The sequence below is a fragment of the Butyrivibrio sp. XPD2002 genome (assembly GCF_000423945.1).
Taxonomy (GTDB): domain Bacteria; phylum Bacillota; class Clostridia; order Lachnospirales; family Lachnospiraceae; genus Butyrivibrio.
The window spans coordinates 24,138-47,460 of the sequence record NZ_AUIY01000025.1; the positions used below are offsets into that span (position 1 = coordinate 24,138).

The window sequence follows — 23,323 nt, forward strand, 5'->3', positions numbered from 1 at the left end:
TTTTTCATCTGACAGCTATCTCCTCGGATGTTTATTCCCCTCTTTTTTCCTTTGCCAAAAGCCACGCCATAATGTGCACGCTCTGCTGAAACTCTCCTCTTTTTATGATTTCTTCAAGATTCTCTCTTGTGTTTATTTCAACGTTTAAAAATTCCGTATCATCAAGATTTTGCCCCGACACCTTTTTGCAGTTCGTTGCCATATAAACATAGGCATAATTATCTGCTATCGTCGCATTGGAAGGTACCGTTAACAGATGAGTCCATTCATCTGACACATAGCCCGTCTCCTCAGTAAGCTCGCGCTTTGCAGCATCAAGGGCAGCCTCACTGTCCTCAGAATCATTACCAAAGCTCCTGGCTGTCTTAGCAGCATTATCCCTGTACTCTTTTCCATCGTTTCTCTCAATGCCGCCTGCCGGAAATTCCGTGGTCACTTCACGAATCCCCTGTCTGTACTGACGCACACAGATAAGATTCCCCTCAGTATCAAAAGGAACAATTACCACATAATCTCTTCTGCTGTAGCTGTAATAGGGCTCAAACTCTGAGCCATCCGGGAATCTGAAGGCAGACTCCCTGAAATCAATCCATTCATTCTGAACAAGATGCTTTGTTCTTACCTCTTCCCATGCGAGGTCTTCTCTTTTTCTATCCATAATCAGTCTAAAATCCTTTGCGGCATAAAATCTAAATAATCGCCCGAAACCAGGCTGTACTTTATTCCATCAACTTTTCCCAGAAGGCTGTCGTGGAACCTCTCTTTTCCGTGACAGTGAGCATATATCACCTGCTCTGCACCATAGGCTCTTGCCATCAGTGTGAATCTGCTCTGCCTCTCACCTATTTCAGTGGGCGGGTAATGCAGGAACACGATGAACTTCTCGAACCCTTCAGCCCTTGCTGCTTCGAATGAAGCTTTAAGTCTTTTGGCCTCGCGCTCTATCAGCATGTCCGCGTGCTCCCTGGTATCAAAGCCCTCATAGCAATAACCCTTTGTTCCCACTATCGCATAGTCCTTGTAAGGATAAAAATTGTTTTGCAGGAAAAACAGCCTGCCCTTATATAAATCGTTCAGTTTCTGGGTTTTCTTTGCATTCCAGAAATTATCGTGATTGCCTCTTATAAGTATTTTTCTGCCGGGGAGATTCTCAATAAATCTAAGGTCCAGCTCGCACTGCTCAAGCCCCTTCCCCCAGCTGTGATCCCCCACAAGAACAAGGGTATCCTCTTCAGTCATTATTTTATTGCAGTTCTTTTCTGTTTTTCTCTCATGTCCTCTCCACGCCTTGCCAAAAATATCCATCGTCTTATCCGACTGAAAGGCAAGATGAAGATCGCCCAGTGCATATAACGCCATAACTACTCCGGTTCTACATATTAAACAAAATCCGGGTAGTACATCCTGAACCACCCGGATATAAGTTATTATCCAATATAATTATGCACGTGTCAAAAGGTCCTACTGCGAACTTTAATTCGCTTGTTTTCTCACTCTGCAGCTGCTATAAAGGTTCCTTCATTGCACGCCGGAAGATATACGGAATTGAACATTCTCTTGTGCATATAGTTATCTGCATCCGAGAGGTTATAGTAGTCATAAACCGTAGGATCCTGGTCATCCCAGGTGCAGTCTACATTGTAGTAATTGCCATCGAGCTTTATGATATTCCAGGCATGGAGCTCTCCCGCGGAGCCTGCGCAAAGGTATGTGGGAACACCCAGCCTTTGCATCAGATACTGGAAGGCTTTTGCATAGCCAGCACATACTGTATTATTGCCAACTATGGCGCTGTAGGCACTCTGATCCAGCGGATTGTGCTTATAGGTAAGCTTATTAGCCAGAAAATCGTGGATATACAGCTCCTTGGAATAATTGTCAGGAAGCCCTGCTGCCCCTGCAACAATAGCCTCTACCTGTGACTGGAACTCCCGATTGGCTGCCGGTATGTTGTTTATTCTGTCATAGTATCTAAGTCGCAGCTTTATCGCTGCTCCGTTGTAATCAAACTCCTGATAAAAAGTGGTATCAAGCCAGAAGAGCTCCGGATGATCAAACACAACGCTAAGGATTATCATCTGCATTGTATTCATATTCACCTGCTCTATCGGCCTGAAGGTTGTATTCAGATTAAGGGTATTGGCATATATCTGTCTGTAAAGAGCTTTTCCCGTATCATTGAGCATGTGGTAATAGGGATAGTACTCCGTGCTGAAGTCAAACTCATCACCGAGGTATCCATAATCTGTACTGTTGATCGCCTGATTGGCAAGTCCCGGATCAGTAAGCTCTACAATATCAGGTTCAAAAGCTGCATAACCGCTTTTCCCAGCAGGTATTCCAGGTGCGTAAACGGGAGTCATCTCTTCCTCTGATGCCTTTACGTCATCCGATGATTTCGTCTTGGTTGATTCAGTCTCAATACTAACTGAGATTTTCTTTTTGCCTTTTCCTGTAACGGCATTGGCAATGGCATCAGCAGCATTCGCAACATCCTCAACAGTAACATCTCTCTCTGCGAGGTTATCCACATTTGTTGCTTCCAGCTCATTTATCGCATCTGATAATCCGTTTACCGCATTGGTTATCATCGCGCCAATTCCCGAAGCATTCTCGGTTTCCTCAACCTCTACCTTCTCTTTCTTTTCTCTCACACCATATATATAGTCCCAGTCAGGAACCTCTACATAGTATTTATTCGAGGTATCAACCTTTACCTCTTCCTCGTCAGCAGGCTGCAGTAGCTCTCCTACCCACACGCCAATATCGGGGTTTGCAACACACGCAAGTATCGCCATAACCCCGGCCGTAATAAGCCCTAATATTCCATAAGCTAAGCTCTCAACTACCTTCATAATAATCACATCCTTGTGTATGAAATGTTAATCCGTTAACCGTAACCCCTCTAACAAAAAAGGGAGCAATATGCCCCCTTTTCACTATTATTATATGAAATTACGTATTCCTTTGATATTAAATTACTATAAAAAATCACTTAACAAAAGTGTCCCCACACCACACCAAGGGGGCGCCTACCCATTTTGTGCGATTTTCTGCGCCGATATTTAATACGCTCGCTGTGTAATACTTCTATGTTTCAACATGTCTGAGCTTCTGAGCCTTCGAATTAACCTTACGCTCATTTTTACAAGCTCTTTCATGCTCGCTTGTTTTTTAAAGCTGGTGTCACTTTGCTTTATAAGCATGCCTTAGAAAAAAACTTGCAGGACGCAATGTATGTAAAGAAAGTCATGGTCACTGCTTGCCCAAAGGCAAGCGAGTTACAACAAAAAACGTGCGCTCCCAAACTCTGAAAGAGCTTGGGGACACACGTTCTTTTGTTGCAGGTGCGCTAGCGCACCATGTGACCATGACAATTAAAAATCTTCCAGCGTCCTGCTTCAGACATTTTCACGGCATGCAGCAAAGTGACTTACCAGCTTAAGAAAAACAGACGCTCACATCCACTTGTAAAAAATGAGCATAAGGCATAATTCCTGGCTCAGAAGTGAGTTATTGAAACATAGAAGTGTTTATAAAGCAGTGAGCGCATTAAATGTTCTGAGGCGTGACGCACAAAATGGGTAGGCGCCCCCTTGGTGTGGTGTGGGGACTTTTGTCACTTAACCTTTTTATACAGATAGTAGTTAAATTCCATACCATCCCACCCATAAACCTCTTTGTCGATGCACTCGTAGTGGTCGTTTATGGAGGCAGGGATGTGATCGCGGACGAGGACGTAATCTATAAGTCCCTCACGAACGTATCTCTCCTGCTCAAGGTATGGATTATTTTCAGGTTCCTCAATGCTCAAGGTCTGTGTCTGGAACCAGCGGCAGCTGGGAACGATGTCACATAAGGTATAGAGACCAGCATCAAGGCATCCCACGTTCAGAAGTGTCGGGTTCGTAGTTTCCATAACCTCATCACGGAAGCGATACATAAAATAATCATCCCTACTAACCTGCCTGAAAGACACATTCATTGAGTTAACATCCACGAAAATCGTAGCAAGTGCCATGCATATCAGAGCAGTAATAAATCTCATGCCAATTCTGTCACTTCTTGTTCCCTTTTCAATAAGGTGCTTCGCAGCAAGTCTTCCCAAAAGAGCAAAGCCCATCACGGCAAAAACTGAAAGCGGCAGTGAATAATAGGGAAGGTCCCTTCCACCTCCAAAGAATCCAAGGAACATGAACACAAACAGTACCGGTACAACCAGTCGTGAAAGTAGTTTTTGTCCCTTATTCAAAATGCCATACACCATCCCAACTATCACGAATACGAAGTATTGCCAGTCATCAATGATAAGCCAGTACAGGGTTTTGATAAGATACATGGCTCTTCCCATTATGCCCGCATCTGCTCCTTCAACCTTGGTATATACAAAGACATTCACATAGACGTAGCCCCAGTACCACTCATAGAGTCCGCCCTGAACACCGAAGTAGATTAGCCACGGTACAAATGGTAAAAACATTCCAAAGAGGAAAACCAAGCAGGCCTTGATGCCCCTTACAATCTCCTTATGTGCAAGGTATGAAAAGAACACCATCATCATCCATGCAAAGTAAAATCCAAGTCCGGTGAATTTGATATTTGCAATAAAACCTGCGAGAATACCGCCAAAGAAAACCGCCTTAAAGGGCATCGTTTCTTTATTGTATCGATTTTTAAAATAGTCCAGAATCAGATACAATCCCCACACATAAAAGGGAAGGCATATTTCCTCAGCTGCTCCGCCCCACCAAAAGCTTCTGGAACAGACAACTGTTGCAAAGGTAAACACAGAGAAAATCGCAGAGGATACTATTCTATGTTTTCCCGTATATAGTCTTATTATTCTAAAAAATCCTATCGCATCAAAAAACCCCAGAATTATTTCCAGGATATAGACTCCTGCAAATGTGGTGTGTGACACCAGGTAGGCAAGGCCATAGAAAAAGTACAGATACATTCCCTTCTGGTCGAACACATCTCTGTAGGGCATTTTCCCGTTAAAAATAGCCTTCCCCACGGAAAAGTAGCTGTTGGCATCATCCCAGTTGTTTAGAGGATATAAAAATGACGATCTCGACGCCAAAAGAAGGCAGAGAGAAACCGATAACAGCATATAAAAATATATTCTAAGCTTTGTCTTTTTAGGCATAACGGATACTCCTGATCAGTAATTATTATTTTTGAAAGTGATATTTCCTTATGACATAAAAATAGCTAACAGCAAGTGGTTTGCTGTTAGCTATAGTATAGCATAGTGATATCCTCAATTCATTTGTTATAAAATCCCATCCCTGTCATCCAGATAAATCTCAAACAGATCATACCTGTCTAAAAAAGCATAGCAGCTTAGAAGTTCATCCCTAAGCAGAGTTCTGGCATTCTCAAGATAAACTGCCTCATCCTTCAGGTACTTGAAGGATTCAGTTGTGTGCATAGCCATAACTATGGCATGATTAAGCCCTCCCCTCTTAAAAAGAACATCTTTGATTTTATTATAATGCAATGAAATTACCTACCTTTCATGAATTTTGGTGGAACAATTCATATTGCACAGAACAAAAACAAATCTTTATTTAATTACTGCTGTCCACTCAACACTATCCTTTCTATCAAATTTAAATATAACAACGCGAGTTATAATTAACGTTTTTGTGATATATATTTCATTCAATTTCATCATCTTAAATATAACTGTATTTTATAAGATTGCTCGACAAATCCATCATTTTATGCACAACCATCTTAAAAATCCGGCCATCATAAAAGAGCTGCACACAAAACTGTGTACAGCTCTATCCAACTAATTTTTATTCTTTATTTACTATACTTTACCAAATCTTAATCTTATACTGCGCTATCACCTCTACGCTCTCAGCCCTGCAGGCAGCCTTTTTGCCATCTGCTGTTTCGCTAAGCTCAGGCCATTCCTGAAGATAGATCTTCTGATCCTCCAAAAGCGGATAAACTACCGCTTCCGCCTCAAAGGTTCCTTCAAGCTCACTATTACCCTCTGAACCGATGAATCTCTTAAGTCCGATTTCCCAGTCCTGTCCGGTGTAGAAGCTGTCGGCTATAAGCTCGCCTTCATGGAATATATCCACATCGCTTACAGCATACAGCTCGGCCTTATCACCGGCGTATTTTACATGGAGGTAAACTTCGTCAACCTCCTCATCAATATCCGAAACTTTGATGATATATTTCGCAGTTGCATCGCTCTTTTCAGTAGTAAGCTCAGTCTTCACATTGCAGGTAAGTGCATCAACATATCTGTAATCCGCAAAATCCATGCTGTCTACCATATAGGTATCGCTGACATTCTCAGCATCATCATGGATAAAGCCAATAGGTGTCTCGTCAAGATCAGGCCATACTCTGAAGGCAACATTATGCTCTCTTCCGTCAGCAGGAATCTCCGCATAGATCTCGTAACCATTGGGATTGCCGTTTTCAAGGACTCCGGCACGTTTCTTATTGGTTCCGATCATCCTGTCTACAACATCATATTCGCAGATTACAAGATGCTCTGCGCCGCGTTCATCCTTTATCTTCACAGCATGCTCAGCTTCGTAGCTGCTAAGAGTCACAATCTTGATATAGCCAAGGTCGCCCTCTATCTCAGCAGCTGCAGAGTCTCTGTCATCAGTATAAAAAACATAGGCAATCTCTCTGTTCTTTTCATCATGGAGCTTACAGAGCGGAATCATGTTGGCTCTCTTTAATACCGCATCATAGCCTATAGGCATGTTGAAGGGATAGAAAAATGTATCTCCGTTTTTGATATCCCTCTCCTCGAATTCGGTAATAACATTACCCTCGCGGTCATAGGCTTTAAGAACGTTATCCTCATGATCTGCCATATCATATCTTCGCTGATAATTATTCACGAAAAGGAATCCGCTCATCAGCTCGCTTCCGTTTACATCCTTTTTCACAGCACGAACAGCAGTCCTCAAATCCGCAAGATTGTCAGGCTTATCCGGATTCCCCGGCTGTTCTATATAAGGCATCTCGCAAAGATCAGAGCCAAAATCCCTGATAAACATGGATAATCTTCTGATCTTCCTGTATGTATCAGACATCTGTCCATATTCCTTGAGCGGTGCATTAAAATCATAGGATAATACAGGAAGGTCATTGGGATATCCTGTCTCAGTGCTCTCCTGAAGAGTTGTGAGTTTTCCCTCAGGATTGGTTCCGCCGTGGTACATATAGTAACCAAGGAGGTTCGCACCGCTTCCAAGCTTGACCATACTCATGGCTTCTGTATCTTTTCCGGTTGCAATGCATCTTCTGTGATGAGTAACCTGCAAACCACCGCCAAGCTCAGCCGTGAGATAAGGAAATTTATCCATATCAAAGGTGATGCCTGCACCTAAACCATGGTCAGATCCGATGTTGTGGTCATTTCTTTCTCTTGTAAAAATGTAGTTGCCACTGGGTTCGAGCTCTGTGGTTCTGGGATCCCAGGGTGCTTCACAGTATCCGCCCATAACAGGAAGCATTCCGCCTGTCACGGCACCGCCCCAACCGGTTGCGGTATAAATCGGAACGTCAAAGCCGATCTCAATCGCCATGTCGCGGAGGATTCTCATATGTTCCTCGCCCTCTTCGCCGCCAAAACCGCCACAGTGTCCGTACTCATTCTCAATCTGAACGCCAATGACAGGACCGCCATCTTTTACAAACATTCCCTTTGCCTGCTCATAAATGTGTTCATAGAAATTCCTTGCATGAGCAAGATATTCAGGGCTGTTACTTCTTACTTCATAGCCCTTTTCCTTAGCATCCTCAAGGAGCCAGTCCGGAAATCCACCGTTTCTGGCTTCACCGTGAGCCCAGGGGCCAATCCTGAGAATACAGTTTAAGCCGACGCGTTTAACTGTCCCGAGGAATTTTCTTAAGTTTTTATCACCGCTAAAATCAAACTCTCCGCGTATCTCTTCGTGATGGATCCAGATGGTATAAAGCGAAACAATGTCCACTCCACCACTTTTCATTTTGCAGAGCTCCTCTTCCCAGTATCTGTTTCTGTATCTTGAAAAGTGCATTTCTCCCATCACAGGGAAATAGGGCTTTTCGTCAACAGTAAGAGACATCGGTGTATATGACAGTTTACTCGCACTAGATAACATAAAAATTCTCCTTGTGAAAAGGGAGCACGTTATTTCGTGCTCTCCTTCATAATAACTTCATAATTTTTCAGTTTTTTACTTCCAACCCTCTCGCCGTCAATAAGCTGCATCAGCATTCTTGTGGCAACTGCTCCAAGATTCCTGTCATCAAAATTAAGGGAGGTGACAGGCACTATAGCATTCTCAAGGATATTACTGTTATAAAATGATGCAAGTCTCAAATCCTCAGGTATGCGTATCCCGGAAGCTCTGCATATGCTCATGACATATCCAGCGAGCTGGTCATCCATACATATTACACCATCAATTTTCTTTTCTGCAAGGTGCTTAACTATTTCTGTAAGTTTCTGCTCATTACCCTGGTTCAGGAAAATCAGCGATTCATCAAGCTTTTTCCCGGCCTGCTCGTATGCATGGGCAAAGCCTTCGTATCTTGTCCTTGTAATCATATGATTCTGTGAACCGCCGATGAGAGCAAGCTTGCCCTGCCCTTTTCCTATCAGAATGGAGGTAAGCTCCCTGCACGCATCGAAGTGGTCATTATCTACAGTAACTATACTCTCATCGATTGAAGTTCCTATCGCAACAAACGGTATACCGGTTCGCTGCAGATATTCTGCAGGCTTATCATCTATGAGGGTTCTGGTCAGGATTACTCCGTCCACCTTGTGATTATCAATAATCCTCTTGAGGTTGGATATCTCATCCCCGGTAACCACCGATATAATGATATCGTAGCTGTAACCGCTTGTAACCTCGCTCATTCCCACAAGGCACCTCTGAAAAAACGGCAGATCCACAAGCAAATAATCCCCCGGCCAGACTACTGCAATATTAAAGGTTCTTCGCTGAGCAAGTCCTTTTGCAACCACGTTAGGCTTGTAATTATTCTGTTCAATAAATTCAAGGACGCGTCTTCTTGTTACTTCACCAATTCTTCCCTTCCCGGAAATTGCTCGGGATACGGTCGTTTTAGATACGCCAAGGGCATCCGCCACATCCTCGATAGTAATTTGTGTCCCCATGTTTTTGTCCTTTTATCGTTTGCACAAGGAAGGCTTAGCCCTTAACAGCTCCACCGGTAACACCCTCAACATAGTATTTCTGCAGGAACATGAATAATAATGTTACGGGAATTGCGATAAGCACACCACCGGCACAGAACCTTGTGAAATATCCCTGATAGTCGTTAGTCCATACCCATCTTGTCATAGCAACAGCTACGTTGTAGCTTGTATCATGTCCGAAAGCCACGTAGGAAGCAAATACATAATCACACCAGGGTCCCATGAAGGCAACCAGCGCAGTGTAGATAATGATAGGCTTTGACATAGGAATGATCATTGTGAAGAATATTCTGGCTCTTGTCGCACCATCAATTCTTGCTGCCTCATCAAGTGCCTTGGGAATAGTATCGAAATAGCCTTTACATACATAGTAACCCATACCTGAGCTGGCAACGCCTACAAGAATAAGTCCGGGTACCGCACCTGCCTGTGTAAGTCCAAACTGCTTCAAAAGGAAATACAGACAGATCATTGTAAGGAATCCAGGGAACATTCCGAGGATAAGCCAGAATCTCATAAGGAAGGTTCTTCCCTTAAATCTCATTCTGGAAAGTGCATAGCTTACGCAGAGAACTATTATGGTCTGAAGTAATGCTACGCAAACAGCAATTATCAGGGTGTTAAGGTACCATCTGATATAATTGGTCTCACCTGAAAACAGGAATCTGTAGTTATCAAGTGAAAACTGGTGAGGCACCAGATAATCTACCATTCCGCCGTATTCATTTGAATATGATCTAAAGCTCTGGAGCACCAGTCCCACAAAAGGGAACAGCCAGATAAAGCTTATAAGTATTAGTACTATATAGCCAAGGGCATTTCCCATGGCTCTTTTCTTCTTATATGATTTAATCACTGGAATCCCTCCTCATCTCTAACTGATGGAAGCATGTTATAAACACCAAGAGAAATGAAAGCTGTAACAATAAATACTACAATTCCCAGTACAGCAGCCATCTTGTAGTTGGTGTCTGTTACTGTCATCTTATAAAGCCAGGTAACCAAAAGGTCTGATGCACCTGCTCTCTCAGCCATGTTCATAGACTGAGGTCTACCCTGTGTAAGAAGGTAGATAACGTTAAAGTTGTTAAGGTTTCCTGTGTACTGTGTAAGAAGGAACGGGCCTGTGACAAACAGCATGTAAGGAAGTGTAATGCTTCTAAACATCTGCCAGCCGTTAGCGCCATCGATCTTTGCACTCTCATAAAGATCCTCAGGAATATTCATAAGAAGTCCTGTTGCGATCAGCATCATGTAAGGAATACCGATCCAGATATTTACTACGATGATCGTGATGCGGGCAAGCATGGGATCTGACCAGAAGGGAATATAGTTATCAATGATTCCCCACTTTATCAGGTAGCCATTAATGATTCCATCATTCGCAAACATCTTCATAACATAAAGAAGAGATACAAACTGAGGAACAGCAATTGTAAGTACAAGGATTGTTCTCCAAAGTCTCTTAAACTTTATACCCTTTTTGTTGATAAGAATCGCTACAGCAAGTCCAAGGAAGTAATCAATAAATGTAGCAAGGAAAGCCCATATAAGAGTCCACAGAAGGACCTTTATAAATGTGGGGCCAAGTCCTGTTCCTGAGAAGGATACCAGGTTCTTGAAGTTCTCCAGTCCAACCCATGTAAACAGGTTGGTAGGCGCCTGATGGTTCTTATCATAATTAGTGAACGCTACCAGAATCATGAAAACAATCGGCAGCACAGTGAAAACAAACACACCTGTTACAGGCAGTGCAAGTAATGTCTTATCAAAGTTTTTATCAAATAAAGAACGGAAAGCATCTTTGTTTGAAGGAAGCTTCTTACCCTGCTTAAGAGCAAGCTCCTCGTTACGATTTACCTTTACATTGATATACCAGATTGTGATAAATGCAATAATTGCAAAGATACATAATATTCCAAACAACAAAATAAGGAAGCTATTATCACCATATACTGTCTTACGCTTTACCTTATGGGTTTCAACTGTACCAAGGGTTGTAATCTTGGATAAATACTGCCATCCAAATCCAAACATGAACCAGAAAAACAGCACTTCACATAACAAGAGCGCAGCTCCGATTAAAAACTGTCCTCTTAAAATTGGACCAAGTCCGAATATTAAATATGAAAGCTTTGTCTTTATATCGCCTTCAACAAATGTCACTCCTATTTCCTTAAAGCCGTTGCCTATAGCCTTGAAGGATAAAGACGCTGCATCTTTTTTTCTCTTATTCGCGCCCCCTGCCATATCTTTGGCCTCCTTATCTAAATAACCTTAGTTAAAAACAGGCTCGGAAACAGTATTGAATCCGAGCCTTTAGTTAGTTCAATGTATTCCTGATTTCACAGTTTATTACTGAGCGTAGCTTTCACATGTAGCCTGGAAATCATCAAGCGCCTTCTTGAAGTCATCATCTGAAGAATCAACTGTGAGCTCCTTAGAAATTATAGAATCACCAAGTGATGTAGCAAGTGACCAGTAATCTCCAGGGTACTGACCCTGAGGAATTGTGTACTGAAGCTGCTCACCAAGAGCTGAAAGAGCTTCGTCAGCCTTAACTTCATCAGACTGCTGAGCCTTAAGGTTTGAAGGGCCCCAACCTACTGCATTGTATCTTGCAAGCTGAACTTCTTCGCTTGAAAGGAATGCTGCAAGTGCATCACAAACTGCAAGCTTGTTATCATCCTGCTGAGGCTTAACACCAAGGAGCTTGAATCCACCAAAGCCGCTCATCTGATATGTCTTACCGTCTGAACCTTCGAATGTAGGAAGCTTAGCACATGCATAGTTGTCACCGAAGAGATCCTTAGCTGCCTGAGCATCCCATGTACCATCAACGATAGCACCAACGTTTGTAGCCTCACCAACTGCTGAACCATTCTGGAATGACTTAGAAGAAGCAAGCTCTGCCATCTTCTTAAGAGCTACGATACCCTCTTCGCTTGCGTATGTAGAGTTGCACTTTGTGAAGTTACCCTGATCATCTGTATCGTATGTAAGCTTAGCACCTGTTCCGAAGAAGAATGCTGTCTGATACCAACCTGAGTTGATCTCGAAGTAGAAGTTCTTACCAGCTGCTTCACAATCAGAAACGATACCTTCAAGTGTGGAAGGATCTGTTACAACGCTCTTATCATAGTAAAGGAAATATCCGTTGTCAGATGTAATAGGATAAGCATAAAGTGTGCCACCAACTGTAGCTGCTGAAACAGCACCTGCATCGTTCTCAGCTGTAACTACCTTAGCGTTCTCTTCCTCAACCTCTTCAAGAGCACCTGCAGTAACAAGTCTTGCGATCTGATCCTGTGCGAATGCAAAAACGTCTGCACCTGCCTCAACGTCTGTGATCATGTTGCCGGCTGCATCGCCTTCACCTACAGGCTCAACTGTAAATGTGTAACCAGCAAACTCAGGATGCTCAGACTTGAAAGTCTCGATCTGCTCATTTGTGAAATCAACTACGTTATCAGCAACCCAAACTTTGATGTCGCCTGTGCCATAATCTGTATCGTCTGCTACAGCTTCCTCTGCTGTATCTGCAACTTCCTCTGCTGCATCTGCAACCTCTTCTACTGATTCCTCAGCAGCATCAGCAGCTTCCTCTGCTGTGCTCTCTGCAGCATCAGCAGCTTCCTCTGCTGTGCTCTCTGCAGTATCAGCTGCCTGCTGTGCTGCACCGTTGCCGCAGCCTGCCATCAGTGATGTTGTCATAGCTGTAGCCATCAAAACTGAAACCAATTTCTTTTTCATATTTTTTCCTCCGTTGTTTTACCTTCACAAGAAAAGGTTTTGTTGTTCGCGCAAATTGTTCAAATTGCGCAATCGGTTGTTCTGAAAGTAATTTTAATTCGGCTTTAATTTACCGTCAATCGTCAATCTTGTACAAACGTAAAACGTTTTCCTTATACAGATTAACCAAATTCGTTTCCGGTAGCAAACGTTTTCCAAAAAAAGCTGCGCAACCGTTTGTTCACTAGTATTTATCTATATTGGAATCGTTACCGTTAATTCATTTCCATTTTTGATAACCACCACTACAAAAACCTTTCGTTAACCTAAAAATTTCCCTTAACAAAAATGCGTCCCATGCATAAATGCTGATGTTTACTGATAGGTTAAACATATAACCTTGTCATTAACCTTTCTCTTGTCGGTCTTGTGTCACAAAAAAAGACCAGTCACATGGACTGGTCAATAAAAATCCGGAGATAATTAAATTAGCTCTGGTGTATGTATTTCATCTAGCTGAACAATGCCATCCTTAACATAGCAGGATACACTATATTCCCATTTTTCGCCATTCGTGAGTTTTAGCTCTTCGCAATCTGGATCAGTTGTATTTATTCCCAAAAAGCACCATAATCCTTTCTCATCCTCTCCACATGCAAAAACACTGTTATCTTTATATGATTCATAAAAATCTTTTCCTATTGTTTTGACACATATATCAAATCCAATATTTTTATCTGACATAGTTCTTCTCCTATTCTACAAACTCATCCGCATAAAACTCCACCTGCTGTCCTGTATACCATGATATTATTATACTTTTTTCCTGACCGATTTCCTTTAGGAATCTTCTATCCTTACTTGAAGGAATTATTTTCTCTATATCAGGATGAGAATGTGCTATTAGCTCCATTTTCCCACATTTAAGCAATGTTTCCAAATCATCAGTAACAACGTTTCTATCCCCTCTTATAAAATCCCATCCCATTTTGGGACGCCACGCCAAGAAGACACAACTCTACCAAAGCATTCATAACTTCAGAAACGGTCATTTGAAGGCCCTGAGCAATTATTTTTTCGAATATTACTCCAGTGGTCTGAGGGTAAAAGTCCAGTTCTCTGTATATACATTTCTGCATATCGTTATTTAACAGTGCTTCTCTGCTGCTTTCTGCATCTATATTTTTCTTCAATCCTTTATTATTGTCCTCACTTTCTTTTATCTTCATTGTTGCGTCGCATATATTCCTCCTCAAATACTCCACTATATCCTCTGCGCACGAAGCAATCCCTGCCCCCTGCCTTATCAGCGAATTGCAGCCATAGCTTAGAGAATCACAGATCCTTCCAGGAACTGCAAAAACTTCCCGGCCCTGTTCCAAGGCCATATCAACTGTGATCAAAGTTCCACTCTTCTCTCTGGCTTCAATCACAAGCACCACATCCGACAATCCACTGATTATCCTGTTGCGCGGAGGGAAATACTGAGGCTTTGGCTGCGTTCCCGGTAAATATTCTGATATAACGCCGCCGCTGGTTATAAGAGAATCGTATAGGCTGTGGTTTTCCTCGGGATAACAGATATCCACTCCGCTCCCCAGCACTCCGAAAGAGCTTCCACCGGCAAATATGGCAGACTGCTGGGATATACCGTCAACGCCTCTTGCCATGCCGCTAATTATCTGTACTCCTGACATGGCCAGCTTTTCTCCAAAAAGCTTAGCCGCATATTTCCCATACTCAGAACTGTTCCTGGCACCGATTATTGAAACCGATGGTCTGTTTTCATCAGGGAGCTTACCCATACAGTAAAGCGCAAAAGGCGGATCAGGTATGTCCTTGAGGCGTTTGGGATACTTATCCGACACGTAAGAATAGAAATCTATGCCGCGATTATAAAGGTACTCATATTCGCCCTCCAGACTCCATTTTTTCTTTGCCTTAAGAAAGGCCTCATACTGCTTTACAGTCACCTTCGTCTTCAGCTCATTTTCTGTCGCATTATAGATATTTTCACAGCTCCCAAACTCATCAATGAGCCTAATGAGAGTTTTATTTCCCCATCCCGGAATGTTATGGAGCATATAGGCATAATTATTGTCAGTCATGATCAGGCTCCTCTCCCGGCGTATTTAGCGGCGTTATTCTGCTCAGCAGCAAGGCCTGACTTACCAAAATACTTCGCATCCATCATCCTGTAGCAGGCAGCCTCTGTCAGATGCCTTGCTTCAATCTGCTCAGCACCGTCCAGATCCGCGATGGTTCTTGCCAAACGAAGGGCCTTATGGTAAGCCCTAGCAGACAGATCCATGGTATTAAAAATCTGTTCCATCAGCCTCTGCTCCTTCATGCCCAACTTGCAGTATCTCTGAATCTGCGTGGGATTCATTTCAGAATTGAATCTTATTCCATCCTTCTCAAACCTTTTCTGCTGTATTTTCACAGCCTCCATGACTCTCTTTCTGATGTCCGCACTTGATTCATTGCACTGAGTACCGTGGCTCAGCTCACTCACATCAATCTTGGCCGCTTCGATACAGATGTCTATTCTGTCCAGAATGGGTCCGGAAATCCTGCCAAGGTATTTTAGTATCTCCTTTTCAGAGCACTTGCACTTATTAAGGTCAGGGTAATAGCCGCACGGACAGGGGTTCATTGCTCCCACCAGAAGAATATCCGCAGGATATGAAAAATTGCCACCGCTCCTTGCTATATGCACCTCCCTGTCCTCTAAAGGCTGCCTTAACAGATTCAGGGTATTCCTCTTAAACTCTGCCATCTCGTCAAGAAACATAACTCCGCGATGGGACAGCGAAATCACTCCCGGATGCGGTATATTCCCACCTCCTGCAAGGGCAGACTCCGTAATTGAATGATGGGGACTCATAAAGGGTCTCCTTGTAATCAGCGTCTCGCCCTTTTTAAGCATTCCTGCAACACTGTATATTGACGAAACCTCCAGCGCCTCCTCTCTGGAAAGCGGCGGCATTATTGAAGGTATCCTTTTTGCAACCATACTTTTCCCTGAGCCCGGCGGGCCAATAAGCAGTATATGGTGGTAGCCTGCTGCCGCAATTTCAACGGCTCTTTTCACAGCAGACTGTCCGTTTATCTCTGCAAAATCGATTCCCTTAAGGTAATCCTCATAGCTTCCCGTTTCTGTAAAAAGCGCATCAACATCCACCACAGTGGGCGCTATTATCTGATCCCGTTCCTCCTTATCGGATTTAAAGTAGGCCACTACCTCCGATAAAGACTCCACTCCGATTATCTTCATCCCCTGCACAACAGCGCCTTCTCTTGCGTTATCAGCGGGAAGAATACAGGTCTTATAACCACATTTATAGGCGTGGGAAACCATGGGAAGAACGCCGCTCACAGCCTTAACCTCACCGTCGAGGCCGAGCTCTCCTATGACAATCGTATCCTTGAGGCTCTCCTCCTCAATCTCCCCTATCGCCGTGAGGATTCCAACTGCCACCGGAAGATCAACAGCAATACCGGATTTCCTGATATCCGCCGGAGACAGATTCACTGTTATCCTCATGGGAGGAAGCGGATATCCCGCATTTTTCAAAGCGACTCTCACTCTCTCAGCGGCTTCTCTCACATCGCTGCTCATAAAGCCCACCATGCTGAACATGGGAAGCCCATCAGAGGTGTCCACCTCAACCTGCATCAGATACGGCATGATTCCTTTTACCGCACCCGAAACAACTGTACTAAACATACTAAAAACTCCTTTCGCATTGCACCAAAAGTGCAGCAAAGGACCTTTGCTTCATAAATACAAATAGGAAAATGCGAAGAAACTTCGCGTGAAAAAATCGAGCGTTTAAAACGCAAAACTTATTATATAAGATTCCAATTATTTTGCAAGCTGGATTTTTTTTATCTAAATTTTACCTTTATTTCATTCTAAGTTCGTTGATTTTCGTTCTATTTATCGACAAGATAAAGGTAGGAATTTCTGCGAGACTGACCCGCATGAAGACACAGGGAGAGGTGAAAATGTCAAGAATCGATGATATTCTCAAAACAGCAAAAGAACAGGGAGCTTCTGATGTTCACATCACTGTAGGTATTCCGCCCAAGATGCGTGTAAATGGCAAACTGATCGCACTTGAAGGCTATACCAAAATGATGCCTGATGACACCAGAGAGATCGCCGACACCATAATGAGCGTCAAGCAAAAGGAGCTTCTTGATGCAAACGGACAGCATGATATGTCATTTTCCATCATGGGACTTGGCCGTTTCAGACTTAACGTTTTTAAACAGAGAGGCTCAATCGCCATGGCAATCCGCCTGGTTGAAACCGAAATTCCGGATGCAGAAACCCTGGGAATACCGCCATCAGTTGTTAATCTTTATCAGAGACAGCGCGGTCTTGTTCTGGTAACAGGTCCTACAGGTTCAGGAAAATCCACTACCCTTGCGTCAATCATTGATATGATAAACAACAACAGGGAAGCTCACATCATAACCCTTGAGGATCCCATCGAGTTCCTGTATCAGCACAACAAGTCCATCGTTAACCAGCGAGAGGTTGGCCTTGACAGTGACAATTATGCTAATGCCCTAAGAGCTGCTCTTCGTGAGGATCCCGATGTAATCCTCGTAGGAGAAATGCGTGATCTTGAGACCATAAGCACAGCTATCACCGCTGCAGAGACCGGTCATCTGGTACTATCAACACTGCACACCATAGGTGCCGCAAGTACAGTGGACAGAATCATAGATGTTTTCCCGCCTCACCAACAGCAGCAGATCAGAATCCAGCTGGCAAACGTTCTTGAGGCAGTAATCTCCCAGCAGCTTATTCCTACAGCGACAGGGGATGCCAGAGTTGCAGCCTTCGAGGTAATGCATGTTAACTCAGCGGTGCGCAACATGATCCGCGAGGGCAAGACCCACCAGCTCATCACCATCATGCAGACGAACAGAAAGCTCGGTATGATAACCATGGATGAAGCGATAATCGATCTGTGCAGAGCAGGAAAAATATCCAGAGATAAAGCTGTACAGTACGCGCAGGATCCGGATATAATGCAAACCAAAATTTTAAGATAAAAGTACAAAAGGTGATGCAGCAAACTCTGCATCACCTTTATTATTTACCTCATATTTTTCACAAGGAAGCTCTGCTCTCGCTACGCTCGCCAGAGCAAAGTTCGAACCAGATTCGAAAATACCTCATCAGGTTCTCACTTTTAGGCCATAAGCATGCGGAACATCTCGATAACCTGCTCCTTGGTTGCTTCTCTCGGATTGCCGGGATAGCATGCATCGTTAAGTGCATCTGTTGCAAGTACGTCAAGGTCTTCTTCCTTGATCTTATCAAGTGTCTTCGGGATTCCAACATCCTCAGAAAGCTTCTTAACTGCGTTAATAGCAGCATCTCTGTACTCTTCCTGTGACATGTTATCAACGCCTTCTACACCCATTGCTCTTGCAACCTCGCGAAGTCTCTCGCCTGTGTATTCACGGTTGAACTCCATGGAAATAGGCAGGAACATAGCACAAGCAACACCGTGAGGTGTGTCATAGTGAGCTGAAAGTGTGTGAGCCATAGCGTGGTCGATACCAAGACCAACATTTGAGAAGCCCATACCTGCGATGTACTGACCAAGAGCCATTCCCTCACGACCTTCCTTGGTATTCTCAACAGCACCGCGAAGATGCTTGGAAATAAGCTTGATAGCCTCGAGATGGAACATATCTGTCATCTCCCATGCAGCCTTTGTTGTATAGCCCTCGATAGCGTGTGTAAGGGCATCCATACCTGTAGAAGCTGTAAGTCCCTTAGGCATTGATGACATCATCTCAGGATCAACGATAGCTACGATAGGCATATCGTGTGTATCAACGCATACGAACTTTCTCTCCTTCTCAACATCAGTGATAACGTAGTTGATTGTAACCTCTGCAGCGGTTCCTGCTGTAGTAGCTACAGCGATGATCGGAACGCAGGGATTCTTTGTGGGTGCAACGCCCTCAAGTGAACGAACATCAGCAAACTCAGGGTTTGTGATGATGATACCGATTGCCTTTGAGGTATCCATTGATGAGCCACCGCCAACTGCTACGATGCAGTCTGCGCCTGACTTCTTAAATGCCTCAACACCATTCTTTACATTTTCGATCGTAGGATTGGGCTTAATATCTGAATAGATCTCGTAAGGGATCTTTGCTCCGTCAAGAAGATCTGTAACCTTAGCGGTTACACCGAATTTGATAAGATCAGGATCTGATGCAACAAATGCCTTCTTAAAACCGCGGCTGTTGATCTCGTTAACAACCTCAGCTACAGCTCCTGCCCCATGATAAGATGTTCCGTTTAATGAAATTCTGTTTGCCATTATAAATGCCTCCCATATAAATGATTTCCTGCGTTACACAGGATTTGATTACCACTTACAAGCTTAGCATTTCAGGGCATCTTTTATAAGTTACACTTTGCCGCTTTTGTACCAAAAAAAGAACTTTGCAAAAGGAAAAATCATTCTCTTTTCCCAGCTGCAAAGTTCGCACTTAATCAAAGTATTCCAAGCTCTGTAAAAACCTCGTGAAGTTTTTCCGGCATAGCATCGATCATCAGATCCGCCAGCTCCTCTTCCGATTCTTTCATCCCTCCAAGCACCCACTTCACAGTCATGTAAATTGAGGCCTGGCAGTACATCTCAAGAATCTTTCTTATCTTCTTTTCAGGCAAAGCGCCGGATTTTTCCCTTATAAGCTTACAGTAATGCTCGAAGATCATGTAAAAATCATGCTCCTTAAGATTATTCTGCTCATCCACCTTAAAAGCGGCTGTAAAAAACAGTCTCTCTGCCTTTATGTATTTGAACTTTTTGATAAGCCCCTCTCTTAAAGTCTCTCCGCTTCCCATCTCTTTGAAGGACTGCTCGAGAAGCCTGTCAAAATACCAGTTTATAAGGTCATATTTGTCTATGAAATTGCGATAGAAGGTCTGCCTCGATACACCGCAGACCTCCACAATCTGTTTTACTGTTATGTTCTCGACAGAGGTAGTTTTCATACACTCCTTTATAGCCTCTGCCAGCTTGTACTTACTGTCATTCTGTTTGCTAATAGTCATTTCTAATTCCAACTCATCATTTATAGTAAAAACTTCGCCATGCAGTAATTACTCAGGTCCATCCCATAATCAGTGAGATGTATGCCCTCTTCTGTCACTTCCAGAAGCTCTTCTCCGCGAAGCTCAGCTATCACATCACCGAACATATCCGCCATCTCGCAGGAAAATCGCTTTTTAAACTCATCTCCCGAAACACCGCGAACCATGCGAAGTCCAAGGAACATGAACTCCTCCATCTGTTCTTCTTTTGTGAGCTCCTGCACCTCGGTGCGGGCCGCATCATATGCCTCTATATAGTGAGGCAGTTCAGGAGTATTCCTGTATCTTACACCCTTCATCAGTGAAGCTGCGCCAAGGCCAAAACCGATATAATCACCGCAGTCCCAGTACCTTACGTTGTGCCTGCACTCATATCCATCCTTCGCATAATTGGATATCTCGTAGCGGCTGTAGCCATACTTTTCAAGAATCTCTTTTGTGCGATGATACATCTCACGCTCAGTGTCCTCATCAGGAAGGGGCAGATATCTTTTTCCATTATTTTTCTCAGAAGCTCCCTGCACAGCGCTGCTATTCTGCCCATACATCTCATAAAAGGGCGTTTCCTCCTCGATTATGAGACTATATGCGGATATATGCTCAGGCTCCGGCTCAAGGCCACATACATACTCAAGGTTATTCTCCCAGTCCCTAAGTGTCTGTCCCGGCAGGGCGCTCATCAGATCCACGTTTATATTATCAAAGCCTGCCTGCCTTGCATCAGCGTAGCACTCCTCAAACTGCTTCCTGTTGTGAATACGCCCAAGAGCCATAAGCTCCTCATTCCTTGCTGACTGAAGGCCGATGCTTATCCTGTTTATGCCTGCGTCTCTGTAGAGCCTTAAGGCCTTATAATCAGCAGTTCCGGGATTGCACTCGATTGTTATCTCAGCATCCTTAGACAGGTTATAATCCCTCTTTACTATCTCCATGATATCCGCGATATACGCTGGCTCAGGATATGTGGGCGTTCCGCCTCCTATGAAAACTGAAGTCACTTCATAGTCTTTGCATTCACCGGCACTTAGCTCTATCTCTTTTTTCAGAGCATCAAAATAAAGTGCCTGCTGCTCCCTCCCCTCCGGAAAGGAGAGGAAGTCGCAATAAAGGCACTTCTGTTTACAAAATGGTATATGTATATAAATTCCCAGACTTTTCATAATTCCCCCTGCACGTCAGCATAGCTGACACCTTCTCAAAAACAGAGAAGGCTTTATGAATACTCTTAGTTACCCTCGTCAAGCTTAAGAACGCTAAGGAATGCCTGCTGAGGTATCTCTACGCTACCAATCTGGCGCATCTTCTTTTTACCTTCCTTCTGTTTTTCAAGAAGCTTTCTCTTACGGCTGATATCACCACCGTAGCACTTGGCAAGGACATCCTTACGCATAGCCTTAACAGTCTCACGGGCAATGATCTTGCCGCCAACTGCAGCCTGAATCGGAATCTCAAACAGGTGTCTCGGGATCTCACCCTTAAGCTTTTCGCACATCTTGCGTCCACGCTCGTAGGCACCATCCTTATGAACGATAAATGAAAGCGCATCCACCTGCTCTCGGTTAATGAGAATATCAAGCTTAACAAGCTCTGACTGCTCATAACCCTTTATCTCGTAGTCGAAGGACGCATAGCCCCTTGACCTTGATTTTAATGCATCAAAGAAATCGTAGATGATCTCGTTAAGCGGAAGCTCATACTTAAGAACCGCTCTTGTAGCCTCAATGTACTCTGTACTTATGTATCTTCCACGTCTCTCCTGACAGAGCTGCATGATAGAGCCGACATAATCGGTAGTGACCATGATCTCGCCATTAACGATAGGCTCCTCCATGTATTCAATCTCTGAAGGATCAGGAAGGTTGGACGGGTTAGTCAAATCAAATACTGTGCCATCTGTCTTGTGAACCTTATAAACAACGCCGGGAGCGGTACTTACAAGATCAAGATTGTACTCTCTCTCTAGTCTCTCCTGGATAACCTCAAGGTGCAAAAGACCAAGGAAGCCTGCTCTGAAACCGAATCCAAGAGCCTGTGAAGTCTCAGGCTCATAGAAAAGAGATGCATCATTAAGCTGAAGCTTCTCAAGCGCATCACGAAGCTCAGGATATCTGGCTGTATCTGCAGGGTATAATCCGCAGTAAACCATAGGCATAACCTTCTTATATCCGGGAAGAGCCTCTGCACAGGGATTCTCAGCGTCTGTAACTGTATCACCGACCCGGGCATCCTGAATATTTTTGATAGATGCAGTAAAGTATCCAACGGTTCCTGCTGAGAGCTCATCACAGGGGATGAACTGTCCGGGACCGAAGTAACCTACTTCAACTACTTCCCATGAAGCTCCTGAAGCCATGCACTTAGCAGTCATGCCTTTTTTCAAAACGCCCTCTCTTACGCGGACAAATACTATAACTCCGCGGTATGAGTCATATACTGAGTCAAAGATAAGCGCCTGAAGAGGAGCTGCAGGATCTCCCTTGGGTGCAGGAATCTTGTGAACAACAGACTCCAGAACATCCTCAATACCTGTTCCCATCTTAGCTGAAACAAGAGGCGCGTCGTGGGCTTCAATACCGATAACGTCCTCTATCTCTTCCTTAACCTCATCAGGTCTCGCGCTGGGGAGGTCTATCTTATTTATTACAGGAAAAACATCAAGGTCATGATCAAGTGCAAGATAAACATTTGCAAGAGTCTGAGCCTCAACACCCTGAGTAGCATCAACAACAAGGATTGCACCATCGCAGGCAGCAAGGCTTCGTGAAACCTCATAACCAAAGTCTACATGTCCGGGAGTGTCAATCATGTTGAAAACATATTCCTCGCCGTCCTTAGCCTTATATACCATTCGGACAGCCTGAGACTTGATCGTAATTCCTCTCTCACGCTCGATCTCCATGTTATCCAGAACCTGGTTCTGCATCTCTCTGCTGGTGAGGACACCCGTTGTCTCGATCATACGATCGGCAAGTGTTGATTTGCCGTGATCAATATGGGCTACTATACAAAAATTTCTTATTTTACTCTGATCAAATTCTGACATTGTACTCCAAATTCCATTCTAATAATTCTAATGCGCCAACTCTATGGCAAACTATGAATAATCATACCATAATTGTGCCATCCTTCACAATGCTGCGAGTAAAAACGTTCCCCGAGGCTCTGTATTGCAAGAATTTCCCTCTTTGAAAGTTTTGTAAAGCACGGATAAATGTTGTATTAAATCTTCTTAAAAACGGATTATTTTG

At 43.7% G+C, this 23,323-nt stretch carries 19 protein-coding genes; 1 reads left to right on the forward strand and 18 read right to left on the reverse strand.

The window, feature by feature from the left end; translation table 11 throughout:
• Window positions 1-31 precede the first annotated feature (31 nt).
• The 14 genes from G587_RS0112830 to G587_RS22685 form a co-directional block, all read right to left on the reverse strand.
• Window positions 32-658, reverse strand: coding sequence for an NUDIX hydrolase (locus tag G587_RS0112830; RefSeq protein WP_035786642.1), 627 nt, complete (start codon window positions 656-658; stop codon window positions 32-34).
• A 2-nt stretch (window positions 659-660) separates the two neighbouring features.
• Entirely contained in the window at window positions 661-1,359 is a 699-nt protein-coding gene (locus G587_RS0112835) for a metallophosphoesterase (protein ID WP_026492584.1), read from the reverse strand.
• 131 nt (window positions 1,360-1,490) lie between these two features.
• Window positions 1,491-2,855, reverse strand: coding sequence for a transglutaminase domain-containing protein (locus G587_RS0112840; protein ID WP_026492585.1), 1,365 nt, complete (start codon window positions 2,853-2,855; stop codon window positions 1,491-1,493).
• A gap of 764 nt (window positions 2,856-3,619) precedes the next feature.
• Window positions 3,620-5,149 (reverse strand): hypothetical protein, encoded by a 1,530-nt coding sequence (locus G587_RS0112845; RefSeq protein WP_026492586.1) that lies wholly within the window; start codon window positions 5,147-5,149, stop codon window positions 3,620-3,622.
• Between the two features lie 126 nt (window positions 5,150-5,275).
• Complete coding sequence (locus G587_RS25520) at window positions 5,276-5,440, reverse strand: hypothetical protein (RefSeq protein ID WP_196812576.1); 165 nt, start codon at window positions 5,438-5,440, stop codon at window positions 5,276-5,278.
• A gap of 388 nt (window positions 5,441-5,828) precedes the next feature.
• Complete coding sequence (locus G587_RS0112855; protein ID WP_051201020.1) at window positions 5,829-8,135, reverse strand: beta-galactosidase; 2,307 nt, start codon at window positions 8,133-8,135, stop codon at window positions 5,829-5,831.
• A 29-nt stretch (window positions 8,136-8,164) separates the two neighbouring features.
• The gene (locus G587_RS0112860; protein WP_026492588.1) at window positions 8,165-9,160 is read right to left on the reverse strand and encodes a LacI family DNA-binding transcriptional regulator; all 996 of its coding nucleotides are present in this window, start codon (window positions 9,158-9,160) and stop codon (window positions 8,165-8,167) included.
• A gap of 34 nt (window positions 9,161-9,194) precedes the next feature.
• Window positions 9,195-10,058: a sugar ABC transporter permease gene (locus G587_RS0112865; protein WP_242830084.1), complete on the reverse strand. Its 864-nt coding sequence runs from the start codon at window positions 10,056-10,058 to the stop codon at window positions 9,195-9,197.
• On the reverse strand, window positions 10,055-11,452 hold the full coding sequence (locus G587_RS0112870; protein ID WP_026492590.1) for a carbohydrate ABC transporter permease: 1,398 nt from the start codon (window positions 11,450-11,452) through the stop codon (window positions 10,055-10,057). The genes G587_RS0112865 and G587_RS0112870 overlap by 4 nt, the downstream gene beginning before the upstream one ends.
• A gap of 105 nt (window positions 11,453-11,557) precedes the next feature.
• A complete protein-coding gene (locus G587_RS0112875; protein ID WP_026492591.1) occupies window positions 11,558-12,955 on the reverse strand; it encodes an extracellular solute-binding protein in 1,398 nt (465 codons plus the stop codon).
• Window positions 12,956-13,417: 462 nt separating this feature from the next.
• Complete coding sequence (locus tag G587_RS0112880) at window positions 13,418-13,678, reverse strand: hypothetical protein (protein WP_026492592.1); 261 nt, start codon at window positions 13,676-13,678, stop codon at window positions 13,418-13,420.
• A gap of 10 nt (window positions 13,679-13,688) precedes the next feature.
• A complete protein-coding gene (locus G587_RS0112885; RefSeq protein ID WP_026492593.1) occupies window positions 13,689-13,922 on the reverse strand; it encodes a hypothetical protein in 234 nt (77 codons plus the stop codon).
• The gene (gene dprA, locus G587_RS22680; protein WP_051201021.1) at window positions 13,894-15,042 is read right to left on the reverse strand and encodes a DNA-processing protein DprA; all 1,149 of its coding nucleotides are present in this window, start codon (window positions 15,040-15,042) and stop codon (window positions 13,894-13,896) included. Before dprA ends, G587_RS0112885 begins: the two co-directional genes overlap by 29 nt.
• A gap of 2 nt (window positions 15,043-15,044) precedes the next feature.
• Entirely contained in the window at window positions 15,045-16,664 is a 1,620-nt protein-coding gene (locus G587_RS22685) for a YifB family Mg chelatase-like AAA ATPase (RefSeq protein ID WP_051201022.1), read from the reverse strand.
• 281 nt (window positions 16,665-16,945) lie between these two features.
• Here G587_RS22685 and G587_RS0112900 point away from each other — a divergent pair, with 281 nt between their 5' ends.
• The gene (locus G587_RS0112900) at window positions 16,946-18,007 is read left to right on the forward strand and encodes a type IV pilus twitching motility protein PilT (RefSeq protein ID WP_026492594.1); all 1,062 of its coding nucleotides are present in this window, start codon (window positions 16,946-16,948) and stop codon (window positions 18,005-18,007) included.
• A gap of 140 nt (window positions 18,008-18,147) precedes the next feature.
• Here G587_RS0112900 and fucO read toward each other — a convergent pair whose 3' ends face one another.
• From fucO to lepA, 4 genes are all read right to left on the reverse strand, one after another.
• Entirely contained in the window at window positions 18,148-19,296 is a 1,149-nt protein-coding gene (fucO, locus tag G587_RS0112905; protein ID WP_026492595.1) for a lactaldehyde reductase, read from the reverse strand.
• Window positions 19,297-19,472: 176 nt separating this feature from the next.
• Window positions 19,473-20,036: a TetR/AcrR family transcriptional regulator C-terminal domain-containing protein gene (locus G587_RS0112910; protein ID WP_026492596.1), complete on the reverse strand. Its 564-nt coding sequence runs from the start codon at window positions 20,034-20,036 to the stop codon at window positions 19,473-19,475.
• 20 nt (window positions 20,037-20,056) lie between these two features.
• Entirely contained in the window at window positions 20,057-21,235 is a 1,179-nt protein-coding gene (gene hemW, locus G587_RS0112915; protein WP_026492597.1) for a radical SAM family heme chaperone HemW, read from the reverse strand.
• Between the two features lie 65 nt (window positions 21,236-21,300).
• Window positions 21,301-23,118 (reverse strand): translation elongation factor 4, encoded by a 1,818-nt coding sequence (gene lepA / locus G587_RS0112920; protein ID WP_026492598.1) that lies wholly within the window; start codon window positions 23,116-23,118, stop codon window positions 21,301-21,303.
• Window positions 23,119-23,323 lie beyond the last annotated feature (205 nt).

Coding starts and splice junctions, on each gene's coding strand:
- dprA (WP_051201021.1), bottom strand. CDS start 15,042: ATGACTGACAATAATTATGCCTATATGCTCCATAACATTCCGGGATGG.
- G587_RS0112855 (WP_051201020.1), bottom strand. CDS start 8,135: ATGTTATCTAGTGCGAGTAAACTGTCATATACACCGATGTCTCTTACT.
- G587_RS0112835 (WP_026492584.1), bottom strand. CDS start 1,359: ATGGCGTTATATGCACTGGGCGATCTTCATCTTGCCTTTCAGTCGGAT.
- G587_RS0112840 (WP_026492585.1), bottom strand. CDS start 2,855: ATGAAGGTAGTTGAGAGCTTAGCTTATGGAATATTAGGGCTTATTACG.
- G587_RS22685 (WP_051201022.1), bottom strand. CDS start 16,664: ATGTTTAGTACAGTTGTTTCGGGTGCGGTAAAAGGAATCATGCCGTAT.
- G587_RS0112880 (WP_026492592.1), bottom strand. CDS start 13,678: ATGTCAGATAAAAATATTGGATTTGATATATGTGTCAAAACAATAGGA.
- hemW (WP_026492597.1), bottom strand. CDS start 21,235: ATGAAAAGTCTGGGAATTTATATACATATACCATTTTGTAAACAGAAG.
- G587_RS0112885 (WP_026492593.1), bottom strand. CDS start 13,922: ATGGGATGGGATTTTATAAGAGGGGATAGAAACGTTGTTACTGATGAT.
- lepA (WP_026492598.1), bottom strand. CDS start 23,118: ATGTCAGAATTTGATCAGAGTAAAATAAGAAATTTTTGTATAGTAGCC.
- fucO (WP_026492595.1), bottom strand. CDS start 19,296: ATGGCAAACAGAATTTCATTAAACGGAACATCTTATCATGGGGCAGGA.
- G587_RS0112875 (WP_026492591.1), bottom strand. CDS start 12,955: ATGAAAAAGAAATTGGTTTCAGTTTTGATGGCTACAGCTATGACAACA.
- G587_RS0112845 (WP_026492586.1), bottom strand. CDS start 5,149: ATGCCTAAAAAGACAAAGCTTAGAATATATTTTTATATGCTGTTATCG.
- G587_RS0112900 (WP_026492594.1), top strand. CDS start 16,946: ATGTCAAGAATCGATGATATTCTCAAAACAGCAAAAGAACAGGGAGCT.
- G587_RS0112860 (WP_026492588.1), bottom strand. CDS start 9,160: ATGGGGACACAAATTACTATCGAGGATGTGGCGGATGCCCTTGGCGTA.
- G587_RS0112910 (WP_026492596.1), bottom strand. CDS start 20,036: ATGACTATTAGCAAACAGAATGACAGTAAGTACAAGCTGGCAGAGGCT.
- G587_RS0112830 (WP_035786642.1), bottom strand. CDS start 658: ATGGATAGAAAAAGAGAAGACCTCGCATGGGAAGAGGTAAGAACAAAG.
- G587_RS0112870 (WP_026492590.1), bottom strand. CDS start 11,452: ATGGCAGGGGGCGCGAATAAGAGAAAAAAAGATGCAGCGTCTTTATCC.
- G587_RS25520 (WP_196812576.1), bottom strand. CDS start 5,440: ATGGCTATGCACACAACTGAATCCTTCAAGTACCTGAAGGATGAGGCA.